This window comes from Pandoraea pnomenusa, assembly GCF_000767615.3.
Lineage (GTDB): Bacteria > Pseudomonadota > Gammaproteobacteria > Burkholderiales > Burkholderiaceae > Pandoraea > Pandoraea pnomenusa.
Genome location: NZ_CP009553.3, coordinates 1,069,402 through 1,093,797, shown reverse-complemented (window position 1 = coordinate 1,093,797; position 24,396 = coordinate 1,069,402). Strand labels below are relative to the sequence as shown.

At 65.3% G+C, this 24,396-nt stretch carries 23 protein-coding genes and 1 pseudogene; 15 read left to right on the top strand and 9 right to left on the bottom strand.

The features are described 5' to 3' along the window. Positions 1 to 3: 3 nt before the first annotated feature. From LV28_RS29085 to aroG, 3 genes are all read left to right on the top strand, one after another. Positions 4 to 858 carry a carbon-nitrogen hydrolase family protein gene (locus LV28_RS29085; protein WP_023594498.1) on the top strand — a complete coding sequence of 285 codons (855 nt, stop codon included), beginning with the start codon at positions 4 to 6 and terminating at the stop codon, positions 856 to 858. A 53-nt stretch (positions 859 to 911) separates the two neighbouring features. Further along, a complete protein-coding gene (gene tldD / locus LV28_RS29080; protein ID WP_023594497.1) occupies positions 912 to 2,372 on the top strand; it encodes a metalloprotease TldD in 1,461 nt (486 codons plus the stop codon). Between the two features lie 461 nt (positions 2,373 to 2,833). Further along, complete coding sequence (gene aroG, locus LV28_RS29075) at positions 2,834 to 3,907, top strand: 3-deoxy-7-phosphoheptulonate synthase AroG (RefSeq protein ID WP_023594496.1); 1,074 nt, start codon at positions 2,834 to 2,836, stop codon at positions 3,905 to 3,907. A gap of 18 nt (positions 3,908 to 3,925) precedes the next feature. On the opposite strand, the gene LV28_RS29070 is transcribed toward aroG, so the two are convergent. Then, on the bottom strand, positions 3,926 to 4,498 hold the full coding sequence (locus LV28_RS29070) for a cob(I)yrinic acid a,c-diamide adenosyltransferase (RefSeq protein ID WP_023594495.1): 573 nt from the start codon (positions 4,496 to 4,498) through the stop codon (positions 3,926 to 3,928). 332 nt (positions 4,499 to 4,830) lie between these two features. On the opposite strand from LV28_RS29070, the gene LV28_RS29065 reads away from it, so the two are divergent. The 4 genes from LV28_RS29065 to glcE all read left to right on the top strand — a co-directional run bounded on the left by LV28_RS29065 (position 4,831) and on the right by glcE (position 9,938). Then, complete coding sequence (locus LV28_RS29065; protein WP_023872157.1) at positions 4,831 to 6,252, top strand: FAD-binding oxidoreductase; 1,422 nt, start codon at positions 4,831 to 4,833, stop codon at positions 6,250 to 6,252. Between the two features lie 179 nt (positions 6,253 to 6,431). Continuing rightward, complete coding sequence (locus LV28_RS29060) at positions 6,432 to 7,976, top strand: FAD-linked oxidase C-terminal domain-containing protein (RefSeq protein WP_038618592.1); 1,545 nt, start codon at positions 6,432 to 6,434, stop codon at positions 7,974 to 7,976. 1 nt (position 7,977) lies between these two features. Continuing rightward, the gene (locus LV28_RS29055) at positions 7,978 to 8,847 is read left to right on the top strand and encodes an ion transporter (protein WP_023594492.1); all 870 of its coding nucleotides are present in this window, start codon (positions 7,978 to 7,980) and stop codon (positions 8,845 to 8,847) included. After that, positions 8,847 to 9,938, top strand: coding sequence for a glycolate oxidase subunit GlcE (gene glcE / locus LV28_RS29050; protein WP_023594491.1), 1,092 nt, complete (start codon positions 8,847 to 8,849; stop codon positions 9,936 to 9,938). Before LV28_RS29055 ends, glcE begins: the two co-directional genes overlap by 1 nt. A gap of 105 nt (positions 9,939 to 10,043) precedes the next feature. On the opposite strand, the gene LV28_RS29045 is transcribed toward glcE, so the two are convergent. Beyond that, positions 10,044 to 11,597 (bottom strand): aminotransferase-like domain-containing protein, encoded by a 1,554-nt coding sequence (locus LV28_RS29045; protein ID WP_255315180.1) that lies wholly within the window; start codon positions 11,595 to 11,597, stop codon positions 10,044 to 10,046. A 177-nt stretch (positions 11,598 to 11,774) separates the two neighbouring features. Between LV28_RS29045 and LV28_RS29040 the strand changes: the two genes are divergently transcribed. Beyond that, on the top strand, positions 11,775 to 12,305 hold the full coding sequence (locus LV28_RS29040) for a hypothetical protein (RefSeq protein ID WP_038618595.1): 531 nt from the start codon (positions 11,775 to 11,777) through the stop codon (positions 12,303 to 12,305). 48 nt (positions 12,306 to 12,353) lie between these two features. Here the strand turns inward: LV28_RS29040 and LV28_RS29035 are convergent, their stop codons facing one another. Continuing rightward, a complete protein-coding gene (locus tag LV28_RS29035; protein ID WP_024788594.1) occupies positions 12,354 to 12,851 on the bottom strand; it encodes a glutathione peroxidase in 498 nt (165 codons plus the stop codon). A 225-nt stretch (positions 12,852 to 13,076) separates the two neighbouring features. Between LV28_RS29035 and LV28_RS29030 the strand changes: the two genes are divergently transcribed. Together LV28_RS29030 and proC are read left to right on the top strand one after the other, a co-directional pair. Continuing rightward, entirely contained in the window at positions 13,077 to 13,790 is a 714-nt protein-coding gene (locus tag LV28_RS29030; protein WP_023594487.1) for a YggS family pyridoxal phosphate-dependent enzyme, read from the top strand. Between the two features lie 118 nt (positions 13,791 to 13,908). Next, positions 13,909 to 14,721, top strand: a complete 813-nt coding sequence (proC, locus tag LV28_RS29025) for a pyrroline-5-carboxylate reductase (protein WP_023594486.1) — start codon at positions 13,909 to 13,911, stop codon at positions 14,719 to 14,721. 155 nt (positions 14,722 to 14,876) lie between these two features. Here the strand turns inward: proC and ubiA are convergent, their stop codons facing one another. The 6 genes and pseudogenes from ubiA to LV28_RS28995 all read right to left on the bottom strand — a co-directional run bounded on the left by ubiA (position 14,877) and on the right by LV28_RS28995 (position 20,010). Further along, positions 14,877 to 15,749: a 4-hydroxybenzoate octaprenyltransferase gene (ubiA, locus tag LV28_RS29020; RefSeq protein WP_038618598.1), complete on the bottom strand. Its 873-nt coding sequence runs from the start codon at positions 15,747 to 15,749 to the stop codon at positions 14,877 to 14,879. A gap of 94 nt (positions 15,750 to 15,843) precedes the next feature. Continuing rightward, positions 15,844 to 17,187 (bottom strand): 4Fe-4S binding protein, encoded by a 1,344-nt coding sequence (locus LV28_RS29015; protein ID WP_038621514.1) that lies wholly within the window; start codon positions 17,185 to 17,187, stop codon positions 15,844 to 15,846. 208 nt (positions 17,188 to 17,395) lie between these two features. Next, positions 17,396 to 18,232, bottom strand: a complete 837-nt coding sequence (locus tag LV28_RS29010) for an FTR1 family iron permease (protein ID WP_023594483.1) — start codon at positions 18,230 to 18,232, stop codon at positions 17,396 to 17,398. A 56-nt stretch (positions 18,233 to 18,288) separates the two neighbouring features. Next, complete coding sequence (locus tag LV28_RS29005; RefSeq protein ID WP_029754676.1) at positions 18,289 to 18,645, bottom strand: cupredoxin domain-containing protein; 357 nt, start codon at positions 18,643 to 18,645, stop codon at positions 18,289 to 18,291. A gap of 63 nt (positions 18,646 to 18,708) precedes the next feature. Beyond that, positions 18,709 to 19,331: pseudogene (locus tag LV28_RS29000) on the bottom strand (iron transporter). 217 nt (positions 19,332 to 19,548) lie between these two features. After that, positions 19,549 to 20,010 carry an Lrp/AsnC family transcriptional regulator gene (locus tag LV28_RS28995; RefSeq protein ID WP_023594480.1) on the bottom strand — a complete coding sequence of 154 codons (462 nt, stop codon included), beginning with the start codon at positions 20,008 to 20,010 and terminating at the stop codon, positions 19,549 to 19,551. Positions 20,011 to 20,462: 452 nt separating this feature from the next. Between LV28_RS28995 and LV28_RS28990 the strand changes: the two genes are divergently transcribed. The 5 genes from LV28_RS28990 to LV28_RS28970 all read left to right on the top strand — a co-directional run bounded on the left by LV28_RS28990 (position 20,463) and on the right by LV28_RS28970 (position 24,243). Beyond that, complete coding sequence (locus LV28_RS28990; protein ID WP_023594479.1) at positions 20,463 to 21,293, top strand: amino acid ABC transporter permease; 831 nt, start codon at positions 20,463 to 20,465, stop codon at positions 21,291 to 21,293. Next, entirely contained in the window at positions 21,290 to 21,943 is a 654-nt protein-coding gene (locus tag LV28_RS28985) for an amino acid ABC transporter permease (protein ID WP_023594478.1), read from the top strand. The genes LV28_RS28990 and LV28_RS28985 overlap by 4 nt, the downstream gene beginning before the upstream one ends. After that, complete coding sequence (locus tag LV28_RS28980; RefSeq protein ID WP_023594477.1) at positions 21,927 to 22,655, top strand: amino acid ABC transporter ATP-binding protein; 729 nt, start codon at positions 21,927 to 21,929, stop codon at positions 22,653 to 22,655. Before LV28_RS28985 ends, LV28_RS28980 begins: the two co-directional genes overlap by 17 nt. A gap of 122 nt (positions 22,656 to 22,777) precedes the next feature. Continuing rightward, positions 22,778 to 23,521, top strand: coding sequence for a transporter substrate-binding domain-containing protein (locus LV28_RS28975; protein WP_048806724.1), 744 nt, complete (start codon positions 22,778 to 22,780; stop codon positions 23,519 to 23,521). 272 nt (positions 23,522 to 23,793) lie between these two features. Further along, entirely contained in the window at positions 23,794 to 24,243 is a 450-nt protein-coding gene (locus LV28_RS28970; RefSeq protein ID WP_306630146.1) for a c-type cytochrome, read from the top strand. The last annotated feature ends 153 nt before the right edge of the window (positions 24,244 to 24,396 follow it).

Genomic DNA, 24,396 nt, shown 5'->3' with positions numbered 1-24,396 from the left:
GACATGACGAGTCCCGACACGCCCTCCGCCGCCCCTTCGCCCTGCGCCGCCCCGGTTCGCGTGGCGGCCGCGCAGATGGTGAGCGCGCCCGACGTCGAACGCAACCTGCAAGATGCCGGCCAACTGGTGGCGCAAGCCGCCGACGCCGGCGCGCAACTGGTGCTGTTGCCCGAGTATTTCTGCTACATGGGCCAGCGCGATACCGACAAGCTCGCCTTGCGCGAAACGCCGGGGCAGGGCCCGATTCAGGACTTCCTCGCCGAGACGGCCCGCCGCCACGGTGTCTGGCTCGTTGGCGGCACGCTGCCGCTGGCGGCGCCCGAGCCCGACCGGGTGCTCAACACGACGCTCGTGTTCGGGCCTGACGGGACGCCGGCCGCACGTTACGACAAGATCCACCTGTTCAATTTCGTCAAGGGCGACGAGGCGTACGACGAAGCGCGCACCATCCGCCCCGGCGATGCCGTACGCACGTTTGAAGCGCCCTTTGGCCGCGTGGGGCTGTCGGTGTGCTACGACCTGCGTTTTCCCGAGTTGTACCGCGCCATGGGCGACTGTACGCTCATGGTCGTACCCGCCGCCTTCACGTACACGACGGGCCGCGCGCACTGGGAACTGTTGCTGCGCGCCCGCGCCATCGAAAACCAGTGCTACGTGCTCGCTTCCGCGCAGGGCGGCCATCACGAGAACGGACGGCGGACCTGGGGGCATTCCATGCTGATCGACCCGTGGGGCGACATCGTTGCGCAGCGCGAGCCTGAAGGCGCGGGCGTCGTCGTCGGCGACCTGGATCCGAGCCGACTGACGGGCGTGCGCCAGAGTCTGCCGGCGTGGCGGCATCGCGTCCTGCAAGGTTGACATTGCCGAATCCGCCCCCATCTATCGTATACATTTCCTTGGCCTGACACCGCATGAAAATCATCGACACCGGCATCCAGAACCTGGCCACCGCCCGTGAGCTGCTGCTCACGCCGTACGGCCTTGACGAAAGCCACCTGCAACGTGCCCTCGGCGACATCTTCACGCACCGCGTGGATTACGCCGACCTGTATTTCCAGTACACGCGCAGCGAGGCGTGGAGCCTCGAGGAAGGCATCGTCAAATCGGGGTCGTTCTCGATCGATCAGGGCGTGGGGGTGCGTGCCATCGTGGGCGACCGCACCGCGTTCGCCTACTCCGACGACATCTCCGAGATCGCGCTCAAGGACGCGGCCGCCGCCACTCGCAGCATCGCCTCGGCCGGACGCGGTCGCGTGAAGGTCGGCAACAAGCTTTCGAACATGTCGGGGCACGGGCTGTATCTGCCGTCCGACCCGCTTGCCTCGCTCGACGCCAACGGCAAGGTCGCCCTGCTCGAGCGCATCGAGAAACTCGCCCGCGCCCGCGATCCGCGCGTATCGCAGGTCATGGCCGGACTCGCCGGCGAGTACGACGTCGTGCTCGTGGCGCGCAGCGATGGCGTGATCGCCGCCGACGTGCGCCCGCTCGTGCGCGTGTCCGTCACCGTGATCGTCGAATCGAACGGTCGCCGCGAAATCGGCAATAGCGGCGGCGGTGCACGCCTGGACTATGGCTACTTCACCGACGACCTGATCGAAAAGTACGTCAGGGAAGCCGTCGACGGCGCGATCGTCAAGCTCGATGCCCGTCCCGCGCCCGCCGGCGCCATGACCGTCGTGCTCGGCCCGGGCTGGCCCGGCGTGCTGCTGCACGAAGCCATCGGCCATGGGCTCGAGGGCGACTTCAACCGCAAGGGATCGTCGGCCTTCTCGGGCCGCCTCGGCGAGCGTGTCGCCGCCAAGGGCGTCACGGTGGTCGACGACGGCACGCTGTCGAACCGCCGCGGTTCGCTCAACGTCGACGACGAAGGCAATCCCACCCAGTGCACCACCCTGATCGAAGACGGGATTCTGCGCGGCTACATGCAGGACAGCCTGAACGCACGCCTGATGAAGATGCCCGTCACGGGCAACGGACGCCGTGAGTCATATGCGGCGTTGCCGATGCCGCGCATGACCAACACGTACATGCTCGGCGGTGACAAGGACCCGGAGGAAATCATCAAGTCGGTCAAGCGCGGGCTTTACGCCGTGAACTTCGGCGGCGGTCAGGTGGATATCACCAACGGGAAGTTCGTCTTCTCGATGTCCGAGGCCTACATGATCGAGGACGGCAAGATCACCTATCCGGTCAAAGGCGCCACGCTGATCGGCAACGGCCCGGAATCGCTCAAGGACGTGACCATGATCGGCAACGACATGTCGCTCGACTCGGGGGTGGGCGTGTGCGGCAAGGAAGGCCAAAGCGTGCCGGTGGGCGTGGGCCAGCCGACGCTGCGCATCGAGAACATGACGGTCGGCGGCACGGCATAAGCGCGTCTCGCCCCGTGTGACGCGCCGCAAAAAATGCGTGAAGCTCAGCAAAGCGCCCGGGTCAAACCGGGCGTTTTCGCATGAAAATCCAAAAACAGCGGAATTTCGCCGCAATTCAAAGAATCGAAATGCGGATTTTCCGCGCGTTTTCCCGACGAATGGCGATCTCACACGGTTGCGACGTCATGCGATTCAGCGTATAAAGTGGTTTCTGTGCATGGCAACCGCCTGCAAAGCCTGTCCAAGACATCCGTCATGAACGCCAGCAAGTTTTACTTTTACTTTTTTGCGTATCTCACACCGCTGGCGGATGGAGAGGGACAGTTGCAGCAGTAAGCACCGAACGAATCCTGAAAAACCGCCAGCGAGTCTGGCGGTTTTTTTTTACCCCGGTTTTAACGCCGGTTTTCACCCATACCCCAAGCAACGAACCGCAGTCCGAACTGCCCAGGAGAAAATCCATGCCTCCCCACAATACCGATGACGTCCGTATTCGCGAGCTGAAGGAACTGACGCCCCCGGCGCACCTGATTCGCGAATATCCCTGCTCGGAGAAGAGCGCGGACCTCATCCATCGCTCGCGCGGCGCGATCCACCGCGTGCTGCACGGCATGGAAGACCGACTCGTCGTCATCATCGGCCCCTGCTCGATCCACGACACGAAAGCCGCGCTGGAGTACGCCTCGCGGCTGGTCGAGCAGCGTGAGCGCTTCAAGGGCGAGCTGGAGATCGTGATGCGCGTGTACTTCGAAAAGCCGCGCACGACGGTGGGCTGGAAGGGTCTGATCAACGACCCGCACATGGACAACAGCTTCAAGATCAACGACGGCCTGCGCCTCGCGCGCGAACTGCTGGCCCAGATCAACGCAATGGGACTGCCCGCCGGCACCGAATACCTCGACATGATCAGTCCGCAGTACATTGCCGATCTCGTGTCATGGGGCGCCATCGGGGCGCGCACCACGGAGTCGCAGGTGCACCGCGAACTGGCATCGGGTCTGTCGTGCCCGGTCGGCTTCAAGAACGGCACGGACGGCAACGTGAAGATCGCCGTCGACGCCATCAAGGCCGCATCGCAGCCGCACCATTTCCTGTCGGTGACCAAGGGCGGGCACTCGGCCATCGTGTCGACGTCGGGCAATGAAGACTGCCACCTGATTCTGCGCGGCGGCAAGGCGCCGAACTACGACGCCGCGAGCGTGCAGAGCGCCTGCGAAGACATCGCGAAGTCCGGCCTGGCCGCACGGGTGATGATCGACGCCTCGCACGCCAACAGCCAGAAGAAGCATGAAAACCAGATCCCGGTGTGCGAAGACATCGCGCGCCAGATCGCCGGCGGCGACGATCGCATCATCGGCGTGATGGTGGAGTCGCATCTGGTGGCCGGTCGTCAGGACCATGTGCCGGGCAAGCCCCTGACCTACGGTCAGAGCATCACCGACGCCTGCATCGACTGGGAAGACAGCCTGCGCGTGCTCGAAACGCTGGCCGAGGCGGTGCGCGAGCGCCGCCTGAAGCGCGGCGCGGGCAACTGAGTTCGCGAAGCGCCGGGCTTACCGCGCCCCGTCGCCGGGCGTGGCCGCCCGGTCGCGCTGCCACAGTACGTCGGCGCCGCCGGCAGCCCGGTTGAGCACCCGGGCGAGGACAAACATCAGATCGGAAAGCCGGTTGATGTACTGACGCGGCGCCGGATTCACCGTCTCCTCGGCTCCGAGGGCCACCATGGCCCGTTCGGCCCGGCGCGCCACGGTCCGCACCACATGCGCCAGCGCCGCCGCGCGCGAGCCGCCCGGCAGAATGAATTCCTTGAGTGGCGGCAATTCCGCGTTGTAGTGCGCCAACCAGTCGTCGAGCTTCACGACGTGCGCGTCGCCGAGTAGCGTTTGGCGCGGCATGCTCAACTCACCGCCGAGATCGAACAGATCGTGCTGGATATCGAGCAGCATCGCCCGGACGTCGGCCGGCAACGCCTCGCAAAGCAGTACACCGATGTGCGAATTGGTTTCATCGATCTCGCCGATGGCGACGATCCGCTGGCTGAACTTGTCCACGCGCGCCCCGTCGCCAAGGCCGGTTTTCCCCCCGTCGCCCGTACGCGTGACGATCTTGCTCAAACGATTGCCCATCTTCTGACACCTACCCCTTGCGGCAGCCCGTGAACGCAGCGCCGGATCGGCGGCTGCGCGGTGGACCTTCATGGATTGAAATTGACCGGTTCCGCCCCGGAATGCCCGCTTTTCGGGCAATTCCGATGGCGCTGCAATGCAGCCAGTCCGTATGATATGACGCAAAGGGTGGGGAAAAACGCCGTCCCGGCGTAAAATCCCCGCTCATGAGGTGTCAGGGGGCGCCGCCGGCGATCCGATGATTCGGGCGCGCCGCTCCCGAGACCCCGCCCGATATGGCGCTTGCCGCCGCCGCCCGGCGTCGGCAACCCGGAGACCCGAAGGAGAAAGCCGTGAATCACCCCCATCTGCCGTTCGCCGCCAAGCGCGCGTTCCCTGACGCCCTGCTCGCTGAGTTGCAAGCCTTGCTGGGCGAGCGCGTCAGCACCAAGGAAGCGCTGCGCGAGCATCACGGCCGGGACGAGTCGCCGTTCGACCCGATGCTTCCCGACGCGGTCGCCTTCGCGCACAGCACCGACGAAGTCGCGCAGATCGTCAAGCTCTGCGCCAAATACGACACCCCCATCATTCCCTACGGCGCGGGCTCGTCGCTCGAAGGCCACCTGCTTGCGGTCGAGGGCGGTCTGTCGCTCGACCTCTCGGAGATGAATCAGGTCGTGTCCATCAACGCCGAGGACCTGACCGTCACCGTGCAGCCGGGCATCTCCCGCAAGGCACTCAACGAAGCGCTGCGCGACACCGGGCTGTTCTTCCCCATCGATCCGGGCGCAGACGCCAGCATCGGCGGCATGTGCGCCACCCGGGCGTCCGGCACGAACGCCGTGCGCTACGGCACCATGCGCGAGAACGTGCTCGCCCTCACGGTGGTGCTCGCCGACGGCCGCGTCATCCACACCGGCACGCGCGCACGCAAATCCTCCGCCGGCTATGACCTCACGCGCCTGTTCGTCGGCAGCGAGGGCACGCTGGGCATCATCACCGAGGCCACGGTGCGCCTGTACCCGCAGCCCGAGGCCGTCTCGGCCGCCATCTGCTCGTTCCCAAGCATGACGGACGCCGTGAACTGCACCATCCAGACGATTCAGTTGGGGGTGCCCGTCGCACGCGTGGAGTTCGTCGATTCGCTGGCGGTTCGCGCCATCAACAAGCACTCGAAGATGGAGCTGCCCGAAACGCAAACGCTGTTCTTCGAATTCCATGGCAGCGAAGCGGGCGTGAAGGAACAGGCGGAGACGGTGCAGGAACTGGCCAAGGACAACGGCGGCACCGGCTTCGAATGGGCCACGCGCACCGAGGACCGGAACCGTTTGTGGAGCGCGCGTCACAGTGCGTACTTCGCCATGCTCCAGCTCAAGCCCGGCTGTCGCGCCGTCACCACGGACGTATGCGTGCCCATCTCCCGCCTGGCCGAATGCGTCGGCGAGACAGAGGAGGATCTGCGCGCATCGAGCCTGCCCTGCCCGATCGTCGGTCACGTGGGCGACGGCAATTTCCACGTGGCGATCCTGATCGACCCCGACAAGCCCGAGGAAATCGAAGAGGCCGAGCGACTCAATCAGCGCATCGTCGAACGTGCCATCCGCATGGGTGGCACATGCACTGGCGAACACGGCGTGGGCTTGCACAAGATGGGATTTCTCGTGACCGAGCATGGCGAGGATGCCATCGACGTGATGCGCGCGATCAAGACATCGCTCGACCCGCAGAACCTGTTCAATCCGGGCAAGATTTTCCGGCTACGCGCGGCGGGCTGATCGCCGCTGGGGCGCAACTCCGAGCGCGCGCGATCCGCATCGCGCCCGCGGCCGCCCCAACCAGCGACCCGACCGGCGTCCTAACCGGCGTCCTAATCAGCGTTCCCATCAGCAACGAAAATAGCGCCGCAAACAGCGCCCCGACCACCGCACTCACTACCGCGTCCACTACCGCGCCCATGAACGCACCCAACACACCGGACAGGCCTGGCGACGCATCTGGGCCGCAGCAGGCGGGGGCCGCGCTCGACGATGCCGATGCGTTGGCTACGCGTCAACGCCTGCTGCTCGACGCGCTTACCCAGATCCTGCCGGCGAACTGCATCCTGCATCGCCGCGAGGACACCACGCCTTACGAGTGCGATGGACTGGCGGCATACCGCCGCGTACCGCTCGCGGTGGTGTTGCCCGAATCGGAATCGCAGGTCCAGCGCATTTTGCAGGCCTGCCACCAGTTGGGCATTCCGGTCGTGCCTCGCGGCGCCGGCACCAGTCTTTCCGGCGGCGCCATGCCGATCGCCGACGGGCTCGTGCTCTCGCTCGCGAAGTTCAAGAAGATCGTCGAGGTCGACCCGTACGCCCGCACCGCGACAGTGCAACCCGGCGTGCGCAATCTCGCGATCTCCGAAGCCGCCGCCCCCTACGGCCTGTATTACGCGCCCGATCCGTCGTCTCAGATCGCGTGCACCATCGGTGGCAACATCGCCGAAAACTCGGGCGGCGTGCACTGCCTGAAATACGGGCTGACCGTGCACAACGTGCTGCGCGTGCGCGCCATCACGATGTCGGGCGAATCCATCGAATTCGGCTCGCTCGGTCCCGACGCCCCGGGCCTCGACCTGCTTTCCGTCTTCATCGGCAGTGAAGGCATGTTCGGCGTGGTGACCGAGATCACGGTCAGACTGGTGCCCAAGGCGCAGATGGCACAGGTCATCATGGCAAGCTTCGACGACGTGGAGACCGGCGGCAACGCCGTGGCGGCCATCATCGCCGCGGGCATCATCCCGGCCGGACTGGAGATGATGGACAAGCCGGCAACGCGCGCCGTCGAGGAGTTCGTGCATGCCGGATACGACCTGGACGCCGCCGCCATCCTGTTGTGCGAATCGGATGGCACGCCGGAAGAGGTCGCCGAGGAGATCATGCGCATCTCCCACGTGCTGCGAACGTCGGGCGCGACGCGACTGCAAATCTCGCGAAGCGAAGAAGAGCGTCTGCGTTTCTGGTCAGGTCGCAAGAACGCGTTCCCGGCGGCGGGACGCATCTCGCCCGACTACTATTGCATGGACGGCACGATTCCACGCCGTGCGATTGGGACATTACTCAAACGCATCGAAGGCATGGAACAACAATACGGATTGCGCTGTATTAACGTCTTTCACGCGGGAGACGGCAATATGCATCCGCTCATTCTCTTCAACGGCAACGACCTCGACGAGTGGCATCGCGCCGAGGCATTCGGCTGCGACATTCTGGAAGCGTGCGTGGAACTCGGCGGCACGATTACCGGCGAGCACGGCGTGGGCATCGAGAAGATCAATTCGATGTGCGTGCAATTCTCGGCCCAGGAGCGCGACGCGTTCTTCGGGGTGAAGCGCGCATTCGATCCGGTCGGGCTGCTCAATCCGGACAAGGGTATTCCGACGCGGGCGCGCTGTGCCGAATACGGCAAGCAACTCGTTCGCGGCGGACTGCTGCCGCACCCCGACCTGCCGAGGTTCTGACATGCGCCCGCTGTCGGACTGGCTGCCGCACGATTGGCGGCAGCGTCTCTACATCATCATCTTCGAAGCCGATACGCGCGAAGGGCGACTGTTCGACATCGCGTTGCTCATCGCCATCATTCTGTCGGTACTCACGGTCGTCGTCTCGAGCGTGCCTGCCGTGCAGGCCTCCGCGTCGCTGCCGATGGCGATCCTCGAGTGGTTCTTCACGCTGCTCTTCACGGCCGAATACATTGCACGCCTGCTCAGTGCGCATCGGCCGTTGCGCTACGCGCTGTCGTTCTACGGCATCATCGATCTGCTTGCCATCCTCCCGACCTATCTCGCGATTCTCGTGCCGGAACTGCACGGACTGATCGACGTGCGGTTGCTGCGCCTCATGCGCGCCTTCCGGATCCTGAAGCTCACGGCGTATGTCAACGAAGCCGGCGTGCTGAGCATCGCCCTCTATAACGCACGCCGCAAGATTCTCGTGTTTCTCGGCTTCATCTCGATCATCGTGGTGATCTTCGGCACGCTCATGCACATCATCGAGGGGCCCGAGCACGGCTTCACGAGCATCCCGGTGGGCATCTACTGGGCGATCGTGACGCTCACGACCACAGGCTACGGCGACGTCGTGCCCGTGACCGGTCTGGGCAAGGCGATCACCGGCTTCGTGATGCTGCTCGGCTACAGTGTGATCGCGATTCCCACCGGCATCATGGGTGCGGAGATTCACTCGGCCATGCGCAAGAGGACTGTCACGACGCGCACGTGCCCGCAATGCCTTTCCGAAGGTCATGACCCCGACGCACGCTACTGCAAGCATTGCGGCGGCACGCTGGGGGCCTATCAATCCGACATGCCACCGCCGCCAGAACCGAGCTGATGACCGAAACGACCGACACGACCGACACCCTCGAGCATTTCCGCGCCGTCATCGAACAGGCCACGGCCCGACGCTCGCCGCTCCAGCTTCGCGGCGGCGGCACCAAGGCCTGGTACGGCCAGCAGCGCGTGGGAGACGTGCTCGACACGCGCGCCTACAGCGGCATCGTCGCCTACGATCCCGCCGAACTCGTCATCACCGTGCGCTGCGGCACGCCGCTCGCCGATGTCGAAGCGGCGCTCGCCGAGCACAACCAGTTGCTGCCGTTCGAGCCGCCGTACTTCGGGCCCGGCGCCACCATCGGCGGCGCGGTGGCGGCCGGGCTCGCCGGGCCGCGGCGCAGCGCGGTCGGCTCGGTGCGCGATTTCGTGCTCGGGGCGAAGTTGATGGACGGTCGTGGACACGTGCTGAACTTCGGCGGACAGGTGATGAAGAACGTCGCGGGTTACGACGTATCGCGCATGCTCGCGGGTTCGCTCGGCACGCTGGGTCTGATCCTCGAAGTGTCGCTCAAGGTCCTGCCGCAGCCGTTCGCCGAACTCACGCTGCAATTCGAAATGAACGCCGTCGATGCGGTGCGCAAGCTCAATGAATGGGGCGGGCAGCCGTTGCCGATCACTGGTAGTGCGTGGCGCAGCGATTTGCTCGTGATTCGTCTGGCGGGAGCGTCGGCGGCCATCAAGGCCGCGCGCGTGAAGATGGGAGGCGAGTTGGTCGATGCGATTCACGCCGCCAAGTTCTGGCATGCGATTCGAGAGCAGACCGACAATTTCTTCGCCGATGCCGGGCCGGGCCAGGCGCTATGGCGCCTGGCGGTGCCGTCGACCGCGGAGCCGCACCGCCTGCCGGGCAAGCAACTGATCGAATGGGGGGGCGCACAGCGCTGGTGGATCACCGATGCCGATGCGCAGATCGTGCGCTCGGCGGCGCGCCAGGATGGGGGCCACGCCACGCTCTTTCGCTACGGCGAACCGGGCGTGGGCGTGTTCACGCCGCTGCCGGCACCGGTCATGCGCATTCATCGCAACCTGAAGTCGGTGTTCGATCCGGCTGGCATTTTCAATCCGGGACGCATGTATCCGGAGTTTTGACTGCGACGGGCCCGCACCTCGCGCCTGCGCTCGAGCCGGGCGGCGCGCAGAACGGCCCGCAGCCTTGACTGCCCCGCCGCCCCTTCGCGCGCCGGGCCCGTTCCGTCAGGGTGCCCCATTCGCGTCGAGCAGCCGGATCACTTCGGTGGCCAGCGTGCGCACCGCCTTGTCGACCTCGCGCGTGAACGGCTGTCCGCCATTGATCCGCAAGAAATGGTCGTAACGCGCAGAATTGGAAAAGAGGCTGCCCGGCGCAACGCGAATCCCCTTCGCCAGCGCCGCATCGAACAATCGTTCGGAACTCACGCCGCCCGGCATTTCCACCCACAGACTCAACCCGCCCGCGGGCAGCGTCAGGCGCGTGCCCGCAGGGAAATACGTCGCGATCGCCTCGGCCATCGCCGCGCGATGCTCGCGCAGTTGCGTGCGCAGATGCCGAAGATGCCGGTCGTACCGGGGAGAATCGATGAACTCGCCCATCGCAATCTGAGCCAGCGCTTCATTCGGGCGCGTCTGCGCGTACTTCAGCATTTCCACACGCCATTGCCACTTGCCGCCGGCGATCCAGCCCAGACGCATGCCCGGGGCAAGCGTCTTGTGCAGCGAGGCGCAATGAATCACGTTTCCCGTCGTATCCCATGAGCGGATGGCGGCGGGAATGACGCCGTCGTCGCCCAGCGAGGCGTAGGTGTCGTCTTCGATGATCGCGATGCCGCGCGACTCGGCCCACTTCACCAACTGCGCCTTGTGCGAATCCGGCATTACCGAGCCGAGCGGATTCTGAAAGTGCGGCACGACGATAACGGCCTTGATGTTGTCGTACGTCTGGCTCGCCAGCTCCAGCGCATCGAGCGAAATGCCCGTTTGCGGACTCGTTGGAATCTCGAGCGCGCGTATGCCCATGCTCTCCAGCGTCTGCAACAGCGCGTAATACGTCGGCGATTCGACCGCCACGAGATCTCCGGCGCTCGCCACGGCGCGCAGCGCGAGATTGATCGCCTCGATACAGCCGTGCGTGACGACGATCTCTTCGGGGTTGATGTGCATGCGGGCTTCCAGCGCCCGTCGGGAGAGCGCCGCGCGAAAACGCGACTCGCCGCCGCCGGGCGGCGGGTTGCCGAAGAGCAGCGGATGATCGCGCAACGCGCGGATCGTTGCCTGGCGCAGTTCGTTGACCGGGTAGAGCGACGGCGAACCGTGCGCTACCGCGAGATTGACTTTGACGTCGGCCTGGAGCCCGCGCGCGAGTATTGACGAGACCCGCTGGTTGATCCCCACGTACTGGAGCAGATCCGGCACCCACGGGCGCGGCTCGGGGACCGGCACGAGGCTGGCCCGGGCGGGCGTGCGCACGAAGTAGCCCGAGCGGGGGCGGGCCTCCAGCATGCCCTGCGCCTCGAGGTGGCGGCACGTTTGCAGCGCCGTCGACAGGCTGACCCGATGGCGCTCCATCAGCGTTCGCACGCTGGGCATGCGGTCGCCCGGCGCGAGCGTACCGGCCTCGATGGCGAGCCGGTAATGGTCGGCGAGCTGACGGTAGAGCGGTGTGCGCTCTTCCGGCGCCGAAGCCGCCACCGGTGCGGGGCCGAGGGTACGGGGAGCGGACGGGCTCAGCGGCGTGTCGTCCGGGTTGGCAAGGTCGGGAGTGGCGGCATCCATGCGCAGATCATCGGGCATTGCACAGGACCATAACAGATACAGATTCGTCGAATTGGCATCGTAACAGAACACCGTGCGACGTTCTGTTACGCGGGCGGCCGCCGCGCTGTGTGCCTACCGGGACGGGACAGCCGCCGATACGCTGTTCCTACCTGTTCAATGCCCTCGGAGTCCGCCATGGCCACGCCCCGCTCGCACTTTTCCCGCGCTTCCCGTTCGTCGCTCACTGCTTCGTCGGTCGGCACCCCGTCGTCGCTCGCGTCGATGAGTCTGGCGGCTCCGCTGTCGTCGCTGTCACCGCTCTCGCCCCTGTCCCCGCCTTCGCCGACCGCCCAGCACTCAACCGCCTCTCGCGACGCGACGCCGCCACAGGCGGCTGGCGATGCGGCTCCCGGCCGCCCGCACGACGCCCCCGGGACGCGTGCGTCGGTCATCGTGCTGGCGGGAGGTCAGTCGTTCCACGGCTACCTGGCTCGCGGCACGGTGCTGCACGTGCAGCGCGGCCGGGTCACGCTGACCTTGGCGCCGCGCTGGATGGCGGCGAGCGTCTGGCAAACGACGGTGTCGCTCGCGGCGGGCGAGGTTTGCGTGATTCCCACGACCGGCTGGCAGGCGTTGACCAGCGACACGGGCGCCGAGCTTGCCGTGAGGGACGGGACGGCCCGCGCGAGCCTGTGGCAACGCCTGCGCGCACGCCTTGGCGTCTGAACCCCGGGCGCGCGGCCCGGAGGCGAGACGAGAGCGCGATGCAAACGTTCAGACGGCCAGCAGCCGCTCGATATCGGCGCGCAGGGTCTCGGGTTTCGCGCTCGGCGCGTAGCGCGCCACCACGTTCCCCCGCGGGTCGACAAGAAACTTCGTGAAATTCCACTTGATGGCCTTCGTGCCGAGCACGCCGGGCTTCTCCTGAGTGAGAAAGCGGTACAGGGGGGCGGCATCCGGCCCCTTCACGTCGATCTTGGCGAACATCGGGAACGTGATGTGAAAGCGCAGATCGCAGAAGCTGCGAATCGCCTGGGCGTCACCGGGCTCCTGCTTGCCGAACTGGTTGCACGGAAACGCGAGTACTTCGAAGCCGCGCGGCGCGAGCGCTTCGTACAACGCCTGCAATCCGGCGTATTGCGGCGTGAACCCGCATTCGCTGGCCGTGTTGACGATGAGCAGCACCTTGCCGCGATATTGCGCGAGACTGACCGTCTCGCCGGACAGCGTCTGGACCGAAAAGTCGTACACCTGCTGCGAAGTCGCGCTCATCTCTGCTCCCTGTCGATGCTGGCGGATACCCGCGGACGCCGGTGGATGCCGGCTCCGCGCAGTCTGCCACAAGGCGCGCCATTCGGCGCTCCGCACCGTACCCGGCCTCGCGGGTAGCACCTCGATTTTGACCGGGTAGCACCTCGGGCGCCGGCACAGCTATAATCGTTGACCAGTCGCGCTCCGCGCTTACGTCATCGCCTCAGCCACGCCCGAACCCGCCTCATGTCGACCATTGCCGCACATCTCCACGACGTGCTTTCCCGAATCGCCCGAGCCACCGCCGATGCTGGCCGACCGGCGAACAGCGTGCGCTTGCTGGCAGTGTCCAAGACGTTCGGCGCCGACGCCGTGCGCGAGGCCGCAGCCGCCGGGCAACGGGCGTTCGGCGAGAACTATGTGCAGGAGTCGCTCGACAAGATCGCCGCGCTGGCCGGCGAGAGAGTCGACGGCGAGCGGCTGGAGTGGCACTTCATCGGACCGCTGCAAAGCAACAAGACCCGGCCGGTGGCCGAGCATTTCGACTGGGTGCATTCCGTGGACCGCCTGAAGATCGCCGAACGCCTGAGCGCGCAACGACCGACCGGCATGGCGCCGTTGCAGGTCTGCCTTCAGGTCAACATCAGCGGCGAAGCGAGCAAGAGCGGGGTCGCACCGGGCGACGTTCCCGCCGTGGCGCGCGCCATTGCCGCCTTGCCGAACCTGCGGTTGCGCGGCCTGATGGCGATTCCCGAACCGGAGGACGATCCGGCCCGCCAGCGCGCCCCATTCAGGGCGGTGCGCGAATTGTTCGACGCGCTCTGCGCCGGGGGCCTGCCCCTCGACACACTCTCGATGGGCATGTCGGGCGACCTCGAGGCGGCCATTGCCGAAGGTGCGACAATGGTGCGCATCGGTACAGCGATTTTCGGTGCGCGCAATTACGGCCCCAAGGCCTGATCGCGGCACTCGACGGCGGGCGCCTCGCGATGCCGGTCGCCCCCTGAAGTTACAGCGACACGGGCGATGCCCCGGGCCGCGGCAAGATCCACGCATACACGAAACGCAAAGGATGGTTATGAGAATTGCATTCATCGGCGGCGGCAATATGGCCAACGCCCTGATCGGCGGACTCGTCAAGCGCGGCACGGCCCCGCGCGACATTCTCGCGATCGACGTCAACGAATCGACCCGCGAGGGTCTGGTCAAGCAATACGGGATCGAAACGGCCAGCGCTTCGAGCGACCGCCTGCGCGATTACGACACGCTTGTGCTGGCCGTCAAACCGCAGGTGCTCAAGGATGTGGCACAGGCCCTCCAGCCGCATCTGAACGGCCAACTCGTCATCAGTATCGCCGCCGGCATTCGCGCCTCGGACCTCGCCCGCTGGCTCGGCGGACACAACCAGATCGTGCGCTGCATGCCGAACACGCCGGCGCTCATCGGCATGGGCATCACCGGTCTGGCCGCGCTCTCCGGCGTGGACTCGGACCAGCGCAAGCGCGCGGAAAGCGTGCTGGGCGCGGCCGGGCAGATCGTCTGGGTCGACAAGGAAAGCCAGCTCGACGGCGTGACCGCCATCTCGGGCAGCGGCCCGGCCTACGTGTTCTATTTCATCGAAGCGCTGGAGCAAGCGGCGCGCGAACTCGGCTTCACGCCCGAGCAGGGACGCCAGCTCGCCATCGCCACGTTTACCGGCGCGTCGCAACTGGCCGCACAATCGAGCGAACCGGCGAGCGTGTTGCGTGAGCGTGTGACGTCCAAGGGCGGCACCACCTTCGCCGCGTTGAGTTCGTTCGAGCGCGACAACATCAAGGCCGCCATCGTGCGCGGCGTGAGCGCCGCAAATACGCGCGCGCGCGAACTGGGTGACGAACTCGGCGACGCCTGATCGATCGCGCGCCCTCTCGATGATCGATGGCAGATAATGGCTGGCGCCGGTCCGTCGACCGAACCCGCTGACGCCGTACTGCACGCCTCGCCCCCGGATTCGCGTTCGCGATCCGGGGGCGAGCGTCATTCAGAGGTCGGCACGGACCGGGGGGATCAGCCTTGTGCGGTGAGCAGATAGTGACCGGCGATGCCCGCGAACACGACGGCACCGAGCCAGTTGTTGTGGCGAAACGCAGCGAAGCAGGGCATGCGCTCGCGACCGCGAATCAGGAAGTAGTGATAGATGGCGAAGCTCACCGCCACGGCCATGCCGAGCCAGAACGGCCAGCCGAAGCCGAGCAACACACCCACGCCCGCCTGAATGCCGAGGGCGACCGCGTAGCAGAGCATGATGGCCAGCACATCGAAGCGGCCAAACGTGATCGCCGACGTCTTGATGCCGATCTTCAGGTCGTCGTCGCGGTCGACCATCGCATATTCGGTGTCGTAGGCCACCGACCAGAACACGTTCGAGAGCAGCAGCACCCAGGCCAGCACCGGCACCTGGTCCTGCACCGCGGCAAAGGCCATCGGAATGCCGAAGCCGAATGCCACGCCGAGGTAAGCCTGCGGAATCGCCAGAAAGCGCTTCGTGAACGGATACGTGCCGGCCACGAACAGCGCCGGGATCGAGAGCCATTTGGTCAGGGCATTGAGCGGCAGAATCAGCAGGAAGCTCGCGAGCGCGAGCGTGGCCGCCACCGCCACCGCCTCCCAGGCGCGAATGCGTCCCGAGGTGATCGGCCGCTCCTTCGTGCGCTTGACGAACTTGTCGAAGTCGCGATCGGCATAATCGTTGATGGCGCAGCCCGCCGAGCGCATCAGAAAGGTGCCGAGCGTGAAGATGACGACGAGCAGCGGGTCGGGATGGCCGTTGGACGCGATCCACAGCGCCGAGAGCGTCGGCCACAGCAGGAGCACCGTGCCGATCGGCTTGTCCAGGCGAACGAGGCGGAAATACAGCGGAAGGCGTTGAGCGAGCAACATGGGCGGCGTCACACAGAAAGACTTGTGGCCGTCATTGTAGGCCAGGCGGCGCGGGCTCGCCAATCCAGGCCGGGCCCGTGCCGCGCCGGAGCCGTCACCAGATCCAGAACATCAGCAGCCAGAGCCAGTTGATCAGCGCGAGCGCCGCGACAATCCCGGCCATGCCGGCCAGGCGCCGCACGGGCGAGACGGCATGCCGTCCGGTGACGCGCCAGCCCAGCCAGAGGCTCCAGAGCGTGGTCGCGGCGAGAATCGCGGCGCGCACGTCGTTCGCCCAGTACACCGGCAGGTGTTCGGCGCGCAGCAGGCTGACCGTCGTGGCCGACAGACCGATGAAGACGCCGGCCCCGGCAATCGGAATGAGCGACTGCACCAGATGATTGAAGCGCGCGGTGCGCCACGGCCCCATCGCACGATTGGCCAGCGCGAAGATGGCCGTGAACGCCAGCCCCAGCACCAGGCCGTTGCCGAGGATGTACGTGACGACCATGCCGCCGTCGAGCCATGTGAAGACGTCGCTCTGTTCGGGGTAGTTGGTGAAGACGAACCACGGCGCGTTGGTCTCGAACGGCCACATGATGTTGCGATCGATGAGCCACGTGGCCAGCGCGGTCTTGGTCGCGACGAACCACGGATTGACCGTCCAGTGGAATGCGCCGATGGCCACGCCGAGCAGACCGTACATGACCAGCACGCTGTCCCAGACGCTGTTGTTCTCCGTCGCACCGAACGTCACGATCTCCTCGCTCGGCGAGCGGCTCGTGAGCGCGATGGCGTCGCGATGACCGGCGCAGCGGCCGCACATGTGGCACTGCGCACCGCCCTTCATGTTGCGCAGCGGCACGATCGGCGCGCAATTGATCGGGATGATCTTGTGGCCGTTGGTGTGATACGACTGGCGCCAGGCGTCCTCGTTGACCTTGAAGTGAAACGGCGCGAGGCGCGCGAGCAGCGAGAACACGCCGTTGACCGGACAGAGATACTTGCACCACACCCGTTTGTCGCGACCGTAGAAATAACCGATGACCATCGCGCCGATGGTCGAGCCGCCAAGCACCAGCAGCACCGCCTTCGGGTATTGGTAGACGCTCACCATCTGACCGTACAGCGTGGTACCGGCAAACGCCACGAAGGGCCAGCCGCCCCATCGCATCCAACGCGGAATCGCGCGTCCGCGACCGTGACGGCTCGCAAATTCGGAGAGCGTGCCTTCGGGGCACAGCACACCGCACCAGACCCGGCCCATGAGCACCATGCTGATGAGCACGAACGGCCACCAGATCCCCCAGAACGTGAACTGCGCGAACACCGTGAGATTGTTGAGGATATGCGCGGTCTCGTCGGGCAACGGCAGCACGACCGGCACGCAGATGAGGAAGGCATAGACGAGCACGACGCCCCACTGCACGCCGCGTATCAATTTGCCGTGGCGTTGCATCCAGAGGCCCAGACGGGCCAGTCGGTTCGGGACAGGGATGGCGATACTCATGCTCAAACTCTTGCGTCGGGGGAACAACCTTGCCGGGCTGACGAACGCGCTGTGCGGGCGTCGATGTGCGCGTCTGTCCGGACTCTTGTGAACGGACCGGGACTCGGACCGTTGCGGTGCGCCGGGCGACACCGCGCCGCCCGTTGCACCCGCCCGCTTATGCGGGCTTGACCTGCTTGGCCGGCGCTCCGGCACGCTTGAGCAACGCCCAGATGAACAGCCAGTACAGCGCATACACCAACAGATTCATGCCGGACGGATGCGCACGATAGCCGGTCAGCGTGGCCACGAGGCTACCGAACGGGCTGGCGTCGTCCAGAAGCGCGGAAGTATCCCACAACTGGTCGACCAGCGTCGGCACAAACTCCAGCGAAATGAGGCGGTCCAGACCGGCCTCCAGCAGACCGGCCGCGAGGAACAGCAACATGATTTCCGTCACGCGGAAGAACAGACGCCACGAGAAAATCTTCCCACCCAGTTGCAGCAGCCAGAAGGTGACGAGCGCCAGTCCGAATCCCACGAGCACGGCCAGCCACATCGACGCCGATACGCTGCCCTGCTGACCGAACCCGATGCCATAGAGGAAGATCGCCGTCTCGCTGCCTTCGCGGGCAATGGCCAGCGCCACGAGCACGAGCACGCCCCACCAGGTGCCCTGGTCCTGGTTTTTCTGCAGCGATGACTCCATGTCGCGTTTGAGCGTTCGCCCGTGGCGCTTCATCCAGAACACCATCTGCACGATCAGCACGCAGGCGATGAGCACCATGGCGGTCTGGAAGTAATCCTGGGCGTCGCCGGAGAGCACCTCGGTGAAGCCCACCAGCGCGGCGCCAAGGCCCACGGCGGCGGCAATACCAAGTACGACGCCAGCCCACAGATACGGCAAGCCGCGCTTGGCGCCGTGATCCGGGTTGGCCAGCCAGGCATGGAGAATGCCGACGACCAGCAGTGCCTCGACGCTTTCGCGCCAGACGATGAACATGACCTGACCCATCTGATTCCTCTTGTGATGCGTGTCCTACCGTGTGACTGAAACGATACCCGCAGCGCTTACTTGGCGACGATCACGCCTTGCGCCTGCTGGTGGAAATCGTCGAAAAACTTGTATTCGCCCGGTTGCAGCGGCGCAATCACCACGAACGACTGCGCGCCCGGTGCGAGCACCTTTTCCTTGCGCAGTTGCAGGCTTTCGAACTCCACGGCGTTCGTGCCGGTGTTGTGCACCTCGATCTTGATGCGCTTGCCGGCCGGCACCTCGATGCGCGCCGGGTTGAGCTTGCCGTTGTTCATTTCCAGCTTGAAGGTGGGCAACTCGTCGGCACGCGCGAGCGACGTGCCGCCCAGTGCGAACATGGCGGCCCCCACGGCCGCCATCGTGGCCAGCAGGCGCGCGATGCGCTGATTCATCCTTGTGCTCCAAACGAAAACAGCGCTGGCCTCAGGCCAACGCTGCATCCAGATTATGTCGGCTTAGTAGCCACCCTTCTTGCCGATACCCGAGAAAGTGAAATCGACTTCCTTCGTGATCGGCTTGAACCACGGACCCACGCCGGTTTCCTTGTCGACGTGACGACCGAAACACCATGGGCCCATCCCGCCATGCGCGGCGTGGGCGCCCGCCGCGGGTGCCCCCCCATCTTGCAACCGAATTCCTGCAGCGTGCCCGGCGCGTTCACCACCATCGTCAGCTTGTACTTGCCCACGCCGGCCAGCTTCACGTTATCGCCGTAGTGCGGACCATCGCTCGCGACCATCGGCATCATGAGGCCGTCGATGGCGGCGCCATCCGGCGTCTTGCCATCGGACTTCATCTTCTGCAGCTTGTACGTGATCTCCAGACCCGGAATCCAGTCGCCCTCGGCGTAGCCGTTCGGGTTGTTCTTGATCGCGTGAATGTCGGCCTCGAGGTGGATGTCCGACTTCGCCGCGTCGCGCATCATGCCGGCCGGCTCCATGGTGATCGGCTGGAGATACACCGTGTTGATTTCCATGCCTCCCGCATTCAGCGGTTTGCCGATCGGAAACTCGGCGGCCGAAGTCATGGTGGCCGCACCGGCGAGCAACATCGCCGCCACGAGGGATTTCACGCGCATACGCACTCCAGTTTGATGAAGAAGTTAATGCAAACAATTCTCAATAAGTTTAGCACCATCGCCACAACCAGACAAACCGGAGCGTGGCGGACAAGATGGGGAACGCAGGGACAGGATCGCCCGGCGCGAGCACCGGCGGGGCCGACGCGCGATTGGCACGCGATTCTTAGCGACGGATTACGAGAGATTACGGGCGTCGACGCTGCGCGGGGAACGCTCAGGGCAGCACACCGCCCCGGTCGATCTTGCGGGCGAGCACGACCGAGGTCGTGGTGCGTGTCACGCCATCGATTTCGCCGATGGTGTCGAGCAGCGCGTCGAGTTGATCGGCCGACGCCGCGTGCAGCCAGGCAACGTAGTCGAACTCCCCGCTGACGGTGCACAGCAGGTGGATTTCGGGCATCTTGTTCAGACGCCGCAACACGTCCCGGCCCGAGCGCGGTTGCACGCTGATGCCGACGCAGGCCTGCAATCCGCCATCGGCGGCATCCTGCCCGAGGCGCACCGTGTACCCCGCGATGACACCCGCCTGCTCGAGCCTGCCGATGCGCGCCACGACAGTCGTGCGGGCCACGCCCAGGCGCCGCGCCAGATTGGCCGTGCTCTCGCGCGCGTTGACCCGCAGAAGCGCAAGCAGATTACGGTCGAGTTCATCGAGCGCTTTGGCGGAAAGAGTCATCAGGCTGCGCCTTCGCAAAGGGTTGGAGGCCGCCGGATGGCATCGCGTCGTGTGCCCCGAGTCCGCACACACCCGCCCGGCGGCGGCAAAGCGCGATTATAGAACCGGCAGCCCGCAGTGGGGGCGCCCGCGATCGCGCGGCAAGACATACGATGACAAGGCAGATAACCTCCGACATCAACCCGTCATTGAAGCCGCCTCACGCAAGCCGCACTGCGCCCTTGCGCCGGCCCGCCCCCACCCCCACCCCCTTTAACCCTTGTTCCATCAAGGTGATAGCGAGGGTATCCCCCCAAGGCCGCGCTATTGACAACGCCACGACGCGCTGCGCAAAATCACATCACTTATATGACGACGTACAAGAAAGACTCACCATGGTCGACGCGGAAGGCTGGCGCGTCAGTGCCGCCTGGCGCGTCGGCCCCGAACGTCACCGGAGACAAGCGTCAGCCATGCATTTCTCGTTGAATTTCGCCCCGCTGGTGCCGTACTGGCCGGTCTTTCTTGAAGGCGCATGGCTGACGTTGAGGATGACGGCGCTGGCAGTCGTCATCGGCACGGCGCTCGGCACGCTGGTCGCCTTCGCGAAGCGCGGTCGTCATCGCTGGCTCGCGCGTTTGTGCGCGATCTATATCGAAGCGGTGCGCAACACGCCGTTCCTCGTCCAGATCTTCCTGCTGTACTTCGGCCTGGCCAGCGTGGGCGTGCACATGCCGACATTCGCCGCCGCCGTCATTGCCATGGTGATCAACATCGGCGCCTACGCGGCGGAAATCATTCGCGCGGGGCTCGAGTCGGTGCCACGCGGACAGATCGAAGCGGCCGAGTGTCTCGGCCTGTCGAAGTGGCGTATCGCATGGCATGTCATGCTGCAGCCGTCCATCGAGAAGGTCTATCCGGCCCTCACCACGCAGTTCATCCTGATGATGCAGGCTTCCGCGATGGCCTCGCAGATTTCGGCCGAGGAACTCACGGCAGTGGCCAACACGGTGCAGTCCGATACGTTTCGGTCCCTCGAGACCTACATCGTGGTCGCCGCGCTCTACCTCGTGCTTTCCCTGCTCGTAAAGCTCCTGGCGTGGGCGGCAGGCGAATACTTCTTCCGGCGCCGGCGCACGGTCAGACGCGCCGCGGCGCAAACCGCGCAGGCTGCGCGCCGTCGGGCCGCGGCGGTACGCGCGGGCAACGGCAACGGCAACGCGCCGGGCGCCGCGGGCACGGTGGGGACGGGCGGCATGGCAGATGCGTCGACCGGCAACGCCGCACAACGGAGCGCCTCATGATCGGCAACTTCTCCTGGACCTACTTCCTGTATCTCGTGCAGTCGATCGGCTGGACGCTGGTGCTCTCGCTCATTGCCTTCGTGCTCGGCAGCGCGGGCGGCTTTCTGGTGATGCTCGCGCGCATCTCGCCGCGCCGCTGGCTGCGTCTTCCCTCGCAAATCTTCATCGAGGCGATCCAGGGCATTCCACTGCTCATCCTGCTCTTCATCGTGTATTTCGGGTTGTCGGTGTATGGCTTCGAACTGCCCGCGATCGTGGCCGCCGCGCTGGCGCTGATGGTCTACACGAGCGCGTATCTCGGCGACATCTGGCGTGGCTGCGTGGAGGCGATGCCGCGCGCGCAGTGGGAGGCGGCCGAGTGCCTGTCGTTCTCACGCTGGCAGACGCTGCGCCTGATCATCATTCCGCAGGCCGTGCGGCTGTCGCTGCCGCCGACCATCGGCTTTCTGGTGCAGATCATCAAGATGACGTCGCTCGCTTCCGTGATCGGCTTCGTCGAGCTCACCCGCGCCGGGCAGATCATCAACAACTCGATTTTCCAGCCCTTCCTCGTGTTCTCGCTCGTGGGAGTGTTTTATTTCGTACTGTGCTACCCGCTCTCGCGCTGGAGCGCCGCCCTGGAGGACAGGCTCAATGTCGGCAATCGTTAAGGTCAACCAGATTCACAAGCGCTTCGGCGACAACCCGGTCCTCAAGGGCGTGTCGTTCGAAGTGGAGCGCGGCCAGATGGTCGCGATCATCGGTGCGAGCGGCTCGGGCAAGAGCACGGCCTTGCGGTGTATCGACCGGCTCGAGACCATCGACGACGGCTCGATCGAAGTGTGCGGCATCCGCGTGGAAGACCCGAAAGTCGATCTGCATCAGTTGCGCCGCGAGGTCGGCATCGTATTCCAGAGCTACAACCTGTTTCCGCATCTGAGCGTGCGCGAGAACATCATGCTCGCGCTGCGTCACGTCAAGCGCATGACACGAAGCGAGGCCGAAGACGTCGCGCGGCGTGTACTCGCTCAGGTTGGCCTCTCCGACAAGGCCGAGAGCTATCCCGAGCAACTTTCGGGTGGCCAGCAGCAACGCGTGGCGATCGCGCGTTCGCTCGCCATGTCGCCGAAGGTCATGCTGTTCGATGAAGTGACATCCGCGCTCGATCCGCAACTCACCGGCGAGGTGCTGCGTGTGATGGAAGACCTCGCCGCCGACGGCATGACGATGCTGCTCGTCACCCACGAAATGGCATTCGCGAAGCGGGTGGCGGACCAGATCATCTACATGCATCAGGGCAAGGTGTGGGAAGTCGGTCCGGGCGAGATGATCGACGATCCGCAAACGCCCGAGTTGCGGGCGTTTCTCGCCAACGGCCTGTAACCCTGGGCGCGCCGTCGCCCGCATTGCATCACAACACATCCAACGAAGGAGACCCTTGCATGAAGCTCAAGTCGTTCAAGACGTTTGCCACGCAGGCGTGCGCCGCCATCCTGCTCGGTGCCATGGCACACGCCGCGCTCGCCGATCAGCTCGACGACATCCGCAAAGCCGGGAAGATCCGGGTGGCGATCGCCATGGGCACGCCCCTGTACTCGTTCGCCGACGCGAACCTCCAGCCGGCCGGCTCGGACGTCGACACCGCCAAGTTGCTGGCGCAGGATCTGGGCGTGAAGCTCGATATCGTGTCGGTTACCAACGCGGCGCGCGTGCCCACGTTGCAGGCGAACCGGGCCGACATCGTGGTGGCCGATCTCTCGATCACGCCCGAGCGCGCCCAGGTGATCGACTTCTCGATTCCCTACGCCGTCATTTCGATCATCGTGGGCGGCCCGAAGAATATCGTCATCAAGGGCTATGACGATCTGAACGGCAAGCGCATCGGTCTCACGCGCGCGACCGTCAACGACACCCTCACGACGCAGAACGCCAAGGGCGCGCAAATCGTGCGTTACGAGGACGATGCGACGTTAATCACGTCGATGGTCACGGGTCAGGTCGACATCTTCTCGAGTACGCCGTCGAACCTTGGCGAGATGCAAAAGCGCGCGCCCGAGAAGCAGCTCGAACTCAAGTTCGCGCAGAAGGAATTCGATCTGGGCATCGCGCTCAACAAAAACCAGCCGGCGCTCAAGGCATGGATCAACAACTGGGTGAAGACCAACCTGAAGAACGGCAAGCTCAACGCGATCTACAAGAAGTATCACGGCCGCGACCTGCCGGAGAGCGTGATCAAGGGAGCCGCCTGATCGAATGATCCGAGGGCACGCCATTCCGGCCGCGCCCACCGGAATCGAACCTCGTCGATGTTCGACGCGCAACGCCAGCGACGCCTCCAGGGCGCGCTGGCGTTTTTCATGACAGGTCGGACGGGGGGATGCGTGGGTAGGCGAGTCCGGCCTCGGCGACAATCGACGGTCGCGACAGGATGTCGCACCGCGCGAATTGAGATTCGCTGGCCGCGCAACCGGGAAAGGCGTAACTTAGCGGATTGTCTTTCACGCCGCTTTTTCCGCACCTCATGATGACCGCCCGAACCGCACTCCCGACCCTGCGCCTGCGCCCCCGTCTGACGCGTGTTCGCCGTGGTTGCGGCATGCTGGCTGGCGCGCTCGCGGCCCTCGCGTCCCTCGCGGTCATCCCGGCGACTGCGCGAGCGGCCGGCGACGTCGAGGCGGGCAAGGCGCTGTTCGGTGCCCGGTGTGCGTCGTGCCATTCGATCGGACCGATGGCGGCGTCCGGGTTCGGACCGCAACTCAACGGCGTGGTCAACCGGCGCGCCGGCAGTCTGGCGGACTTCGACTACTCGAAGGAGATGAAACAGTCCGGGATCGTGTGGGATGACAGGACGCTCGCCGCATTCATCGCCAACCCGGGCAAGACCGTGCCAGGGACCAGGATGCGCTTTTGGGGCATCGGCAACGAACGCAAGGTTGCCGACCTCATTGCCTATCTGCGCACGTTCAAGTGATATTTCGCGGGGGCGAAACCCCGCGACGACGACAGCGTATCGTGGTATCGGTCTTCAGGCGACCGTGTCGGGACACGAAAGCCCCCATCCGGTCGATCTCCCGAGTCGTATAAATCGCAGTTTCGGCGCGCAGGCATCAGCGCGATACTGCGT

What these genes read in the sequence shown, in the direction of transcription:
- LV28_RS29085 (WP_023594498.1), top strand. Translation starts at nt 4, where the DNA reads ATGACGAGTCCCGACACGCCCTCCGCCGCCCCTTCGCCCTGCGCCGCC.
- tldD (WP_023594497.1), top strand. Translation starts at nt 912, where the DNA reads ATGAAAATCATCGACACCGGCATCCAGAACCTGGCCACCGCCCGTGAG.
- aroG (WP_023594496.1), top strand. Translation starts at nt 2,834, where the DNA reads ATGCCTCCCCACAATACCGATGACGTCCGTATTCGCGAGCTGAAGGAA.
- LV28_RS29070 (WP_023594495.1), bottom strand. Translation starts at nt 4,498, where the DNA reads ATGGGCAATCGTTTGAGCAAGATCGTCACGCGTACGGGCGACGGGGGG.
- LV28_RS29060 (WP_038618592.1), top strand. Translation starts at nt 6,432, where the DNA reads ATGAACGCACCCAACACACCGGACAGGCCTGGCGACGCATCTGGGCCG.
- LV28_RS29055 (WP_023594492.1), top strand. Translation starts at nt 7,978, where the DNA reads ATGCGCCCGCTGTCGGACTGGCTGCCGCACGATTGGCGGCAGCGTCTC.
- glcE (WP_023594491.1), top strand. Translation starts at nt 8,847, where the DNA reads ATGACCGAAACGACCGACACGACCGACACCCTCGAGCATTTCCGCGCC.
- LV28_RS29045 (WP_255315180.1), bottom strand. Translation starts at nt 11,597, where the DNA reads ATGGATGCCGCCACTCCCGACCTTGCCAACCCGGACGACACGCCGCTG.
- LV28_RS29040 (WP_038618595.1), top strand. Translation starts at nt 11,775, where the DNA reads ATGGCCACGCCCCGCTCGCACTTTTCCCGCGCTTCCCGTTCGTCGCTC.
- LV28_RS29035 (WP_024788594.1), bottom strand. Translation starts at nt 12,851, where the DNA reads ATGAGCGCGACTTCGCAGCAGGTGTACGACTTTTCGGTCCAGACGCTG.
- LV28_RS29030 (WP_023594487.1), top strand. Translation starts at nt 13,077, where the DNA reads ATGTCGACCATTGCCGCACATCTCCACGACGTGCTTTCCCGAATCGCC.
- proC (WP_023594486.1), top strand. Translation starts at nt 13,909, where the DNA reads ATGAGAATTGCATTCATCGGCGGCGGCAATATGGCCAACGCCCTGATC.
- ubiA (WP_038618598.1), bottom strand. Translation starts at nt 15,749, where the DNA reads ATGTTGCTCGCTCAACGCCTTCCGCTGTATTTCCGCCTCGTTCGCCTG.
- LV28_RS29015 (WP_038621514.1), bottom strand. Translation starts at nt 17,187, where the DNA reads ATGCAACGCCACGGCAAATTGATACGCGGCGTGCAGTGGGGCGTCGTG.
- LV28_RS29010 (WP_023594483.1), bottom strand. Translation starts at nt 18,232, where the DNA reads ATGGGTCAGGTCATGTTCATCGTCTGGCGCGAAAGCGTCGAGGCACTG.
- LV28_RS29005 (WP_029754676.1), bottom strand. Translation starts at nt 18,645, where the DNA reads ATGAATCAGCGCATCGCGCGCCTGCTGGCCACGATGGCGGCCGTGGGG.
- LV28_RS28995 (WP_023594480.1), bottom strand. Translation starts at nt 20,010, where the DNA reads ATGACTCTTTCCGCCAAAGCGCTCGATGAACTCGACCGTAATCTGCTT.
- LV28_RS28990 (WP_023594479.1), top strand. Translation starts at nt 20,463, where the DNA reads ATGCATTTCTCGTTGAATTTCGCCCCGCTGGTGCCGTACTGGCCGGTC.
- LV28_RS28985 (WP_023594478.1), top strand. Translation starts at nt 21,290, where the DNA reads ATGATCGGCAACTTCTCCTGGACCTACTTCCTGTATCTCGTGCAGTCG.
- LV28_RS28980 (WP_023594477.1), top strand. Translation starts at nt 21,927, where the DNA reads ATGTCGGCAATCGTTAAGGTCAACCAGATTCACAAGCGCTTCGGCGAC.
- LV28_RS28975 (WP_048806724.1), top strand. Translation starts at nt 22,778, where the DNA reads ATGGCACACGCCGCGCTCGCCGATCAGCTCGACGACATCCGCAAAGCC.
- LV28_RS28970 (WP_306630146.1), top strand. Translation starts at nt 23,794, where the DNA reads ATGATGACCGCCCGAACCGCACTCCCGACCCTGCGCCTGCGCCCCCGT.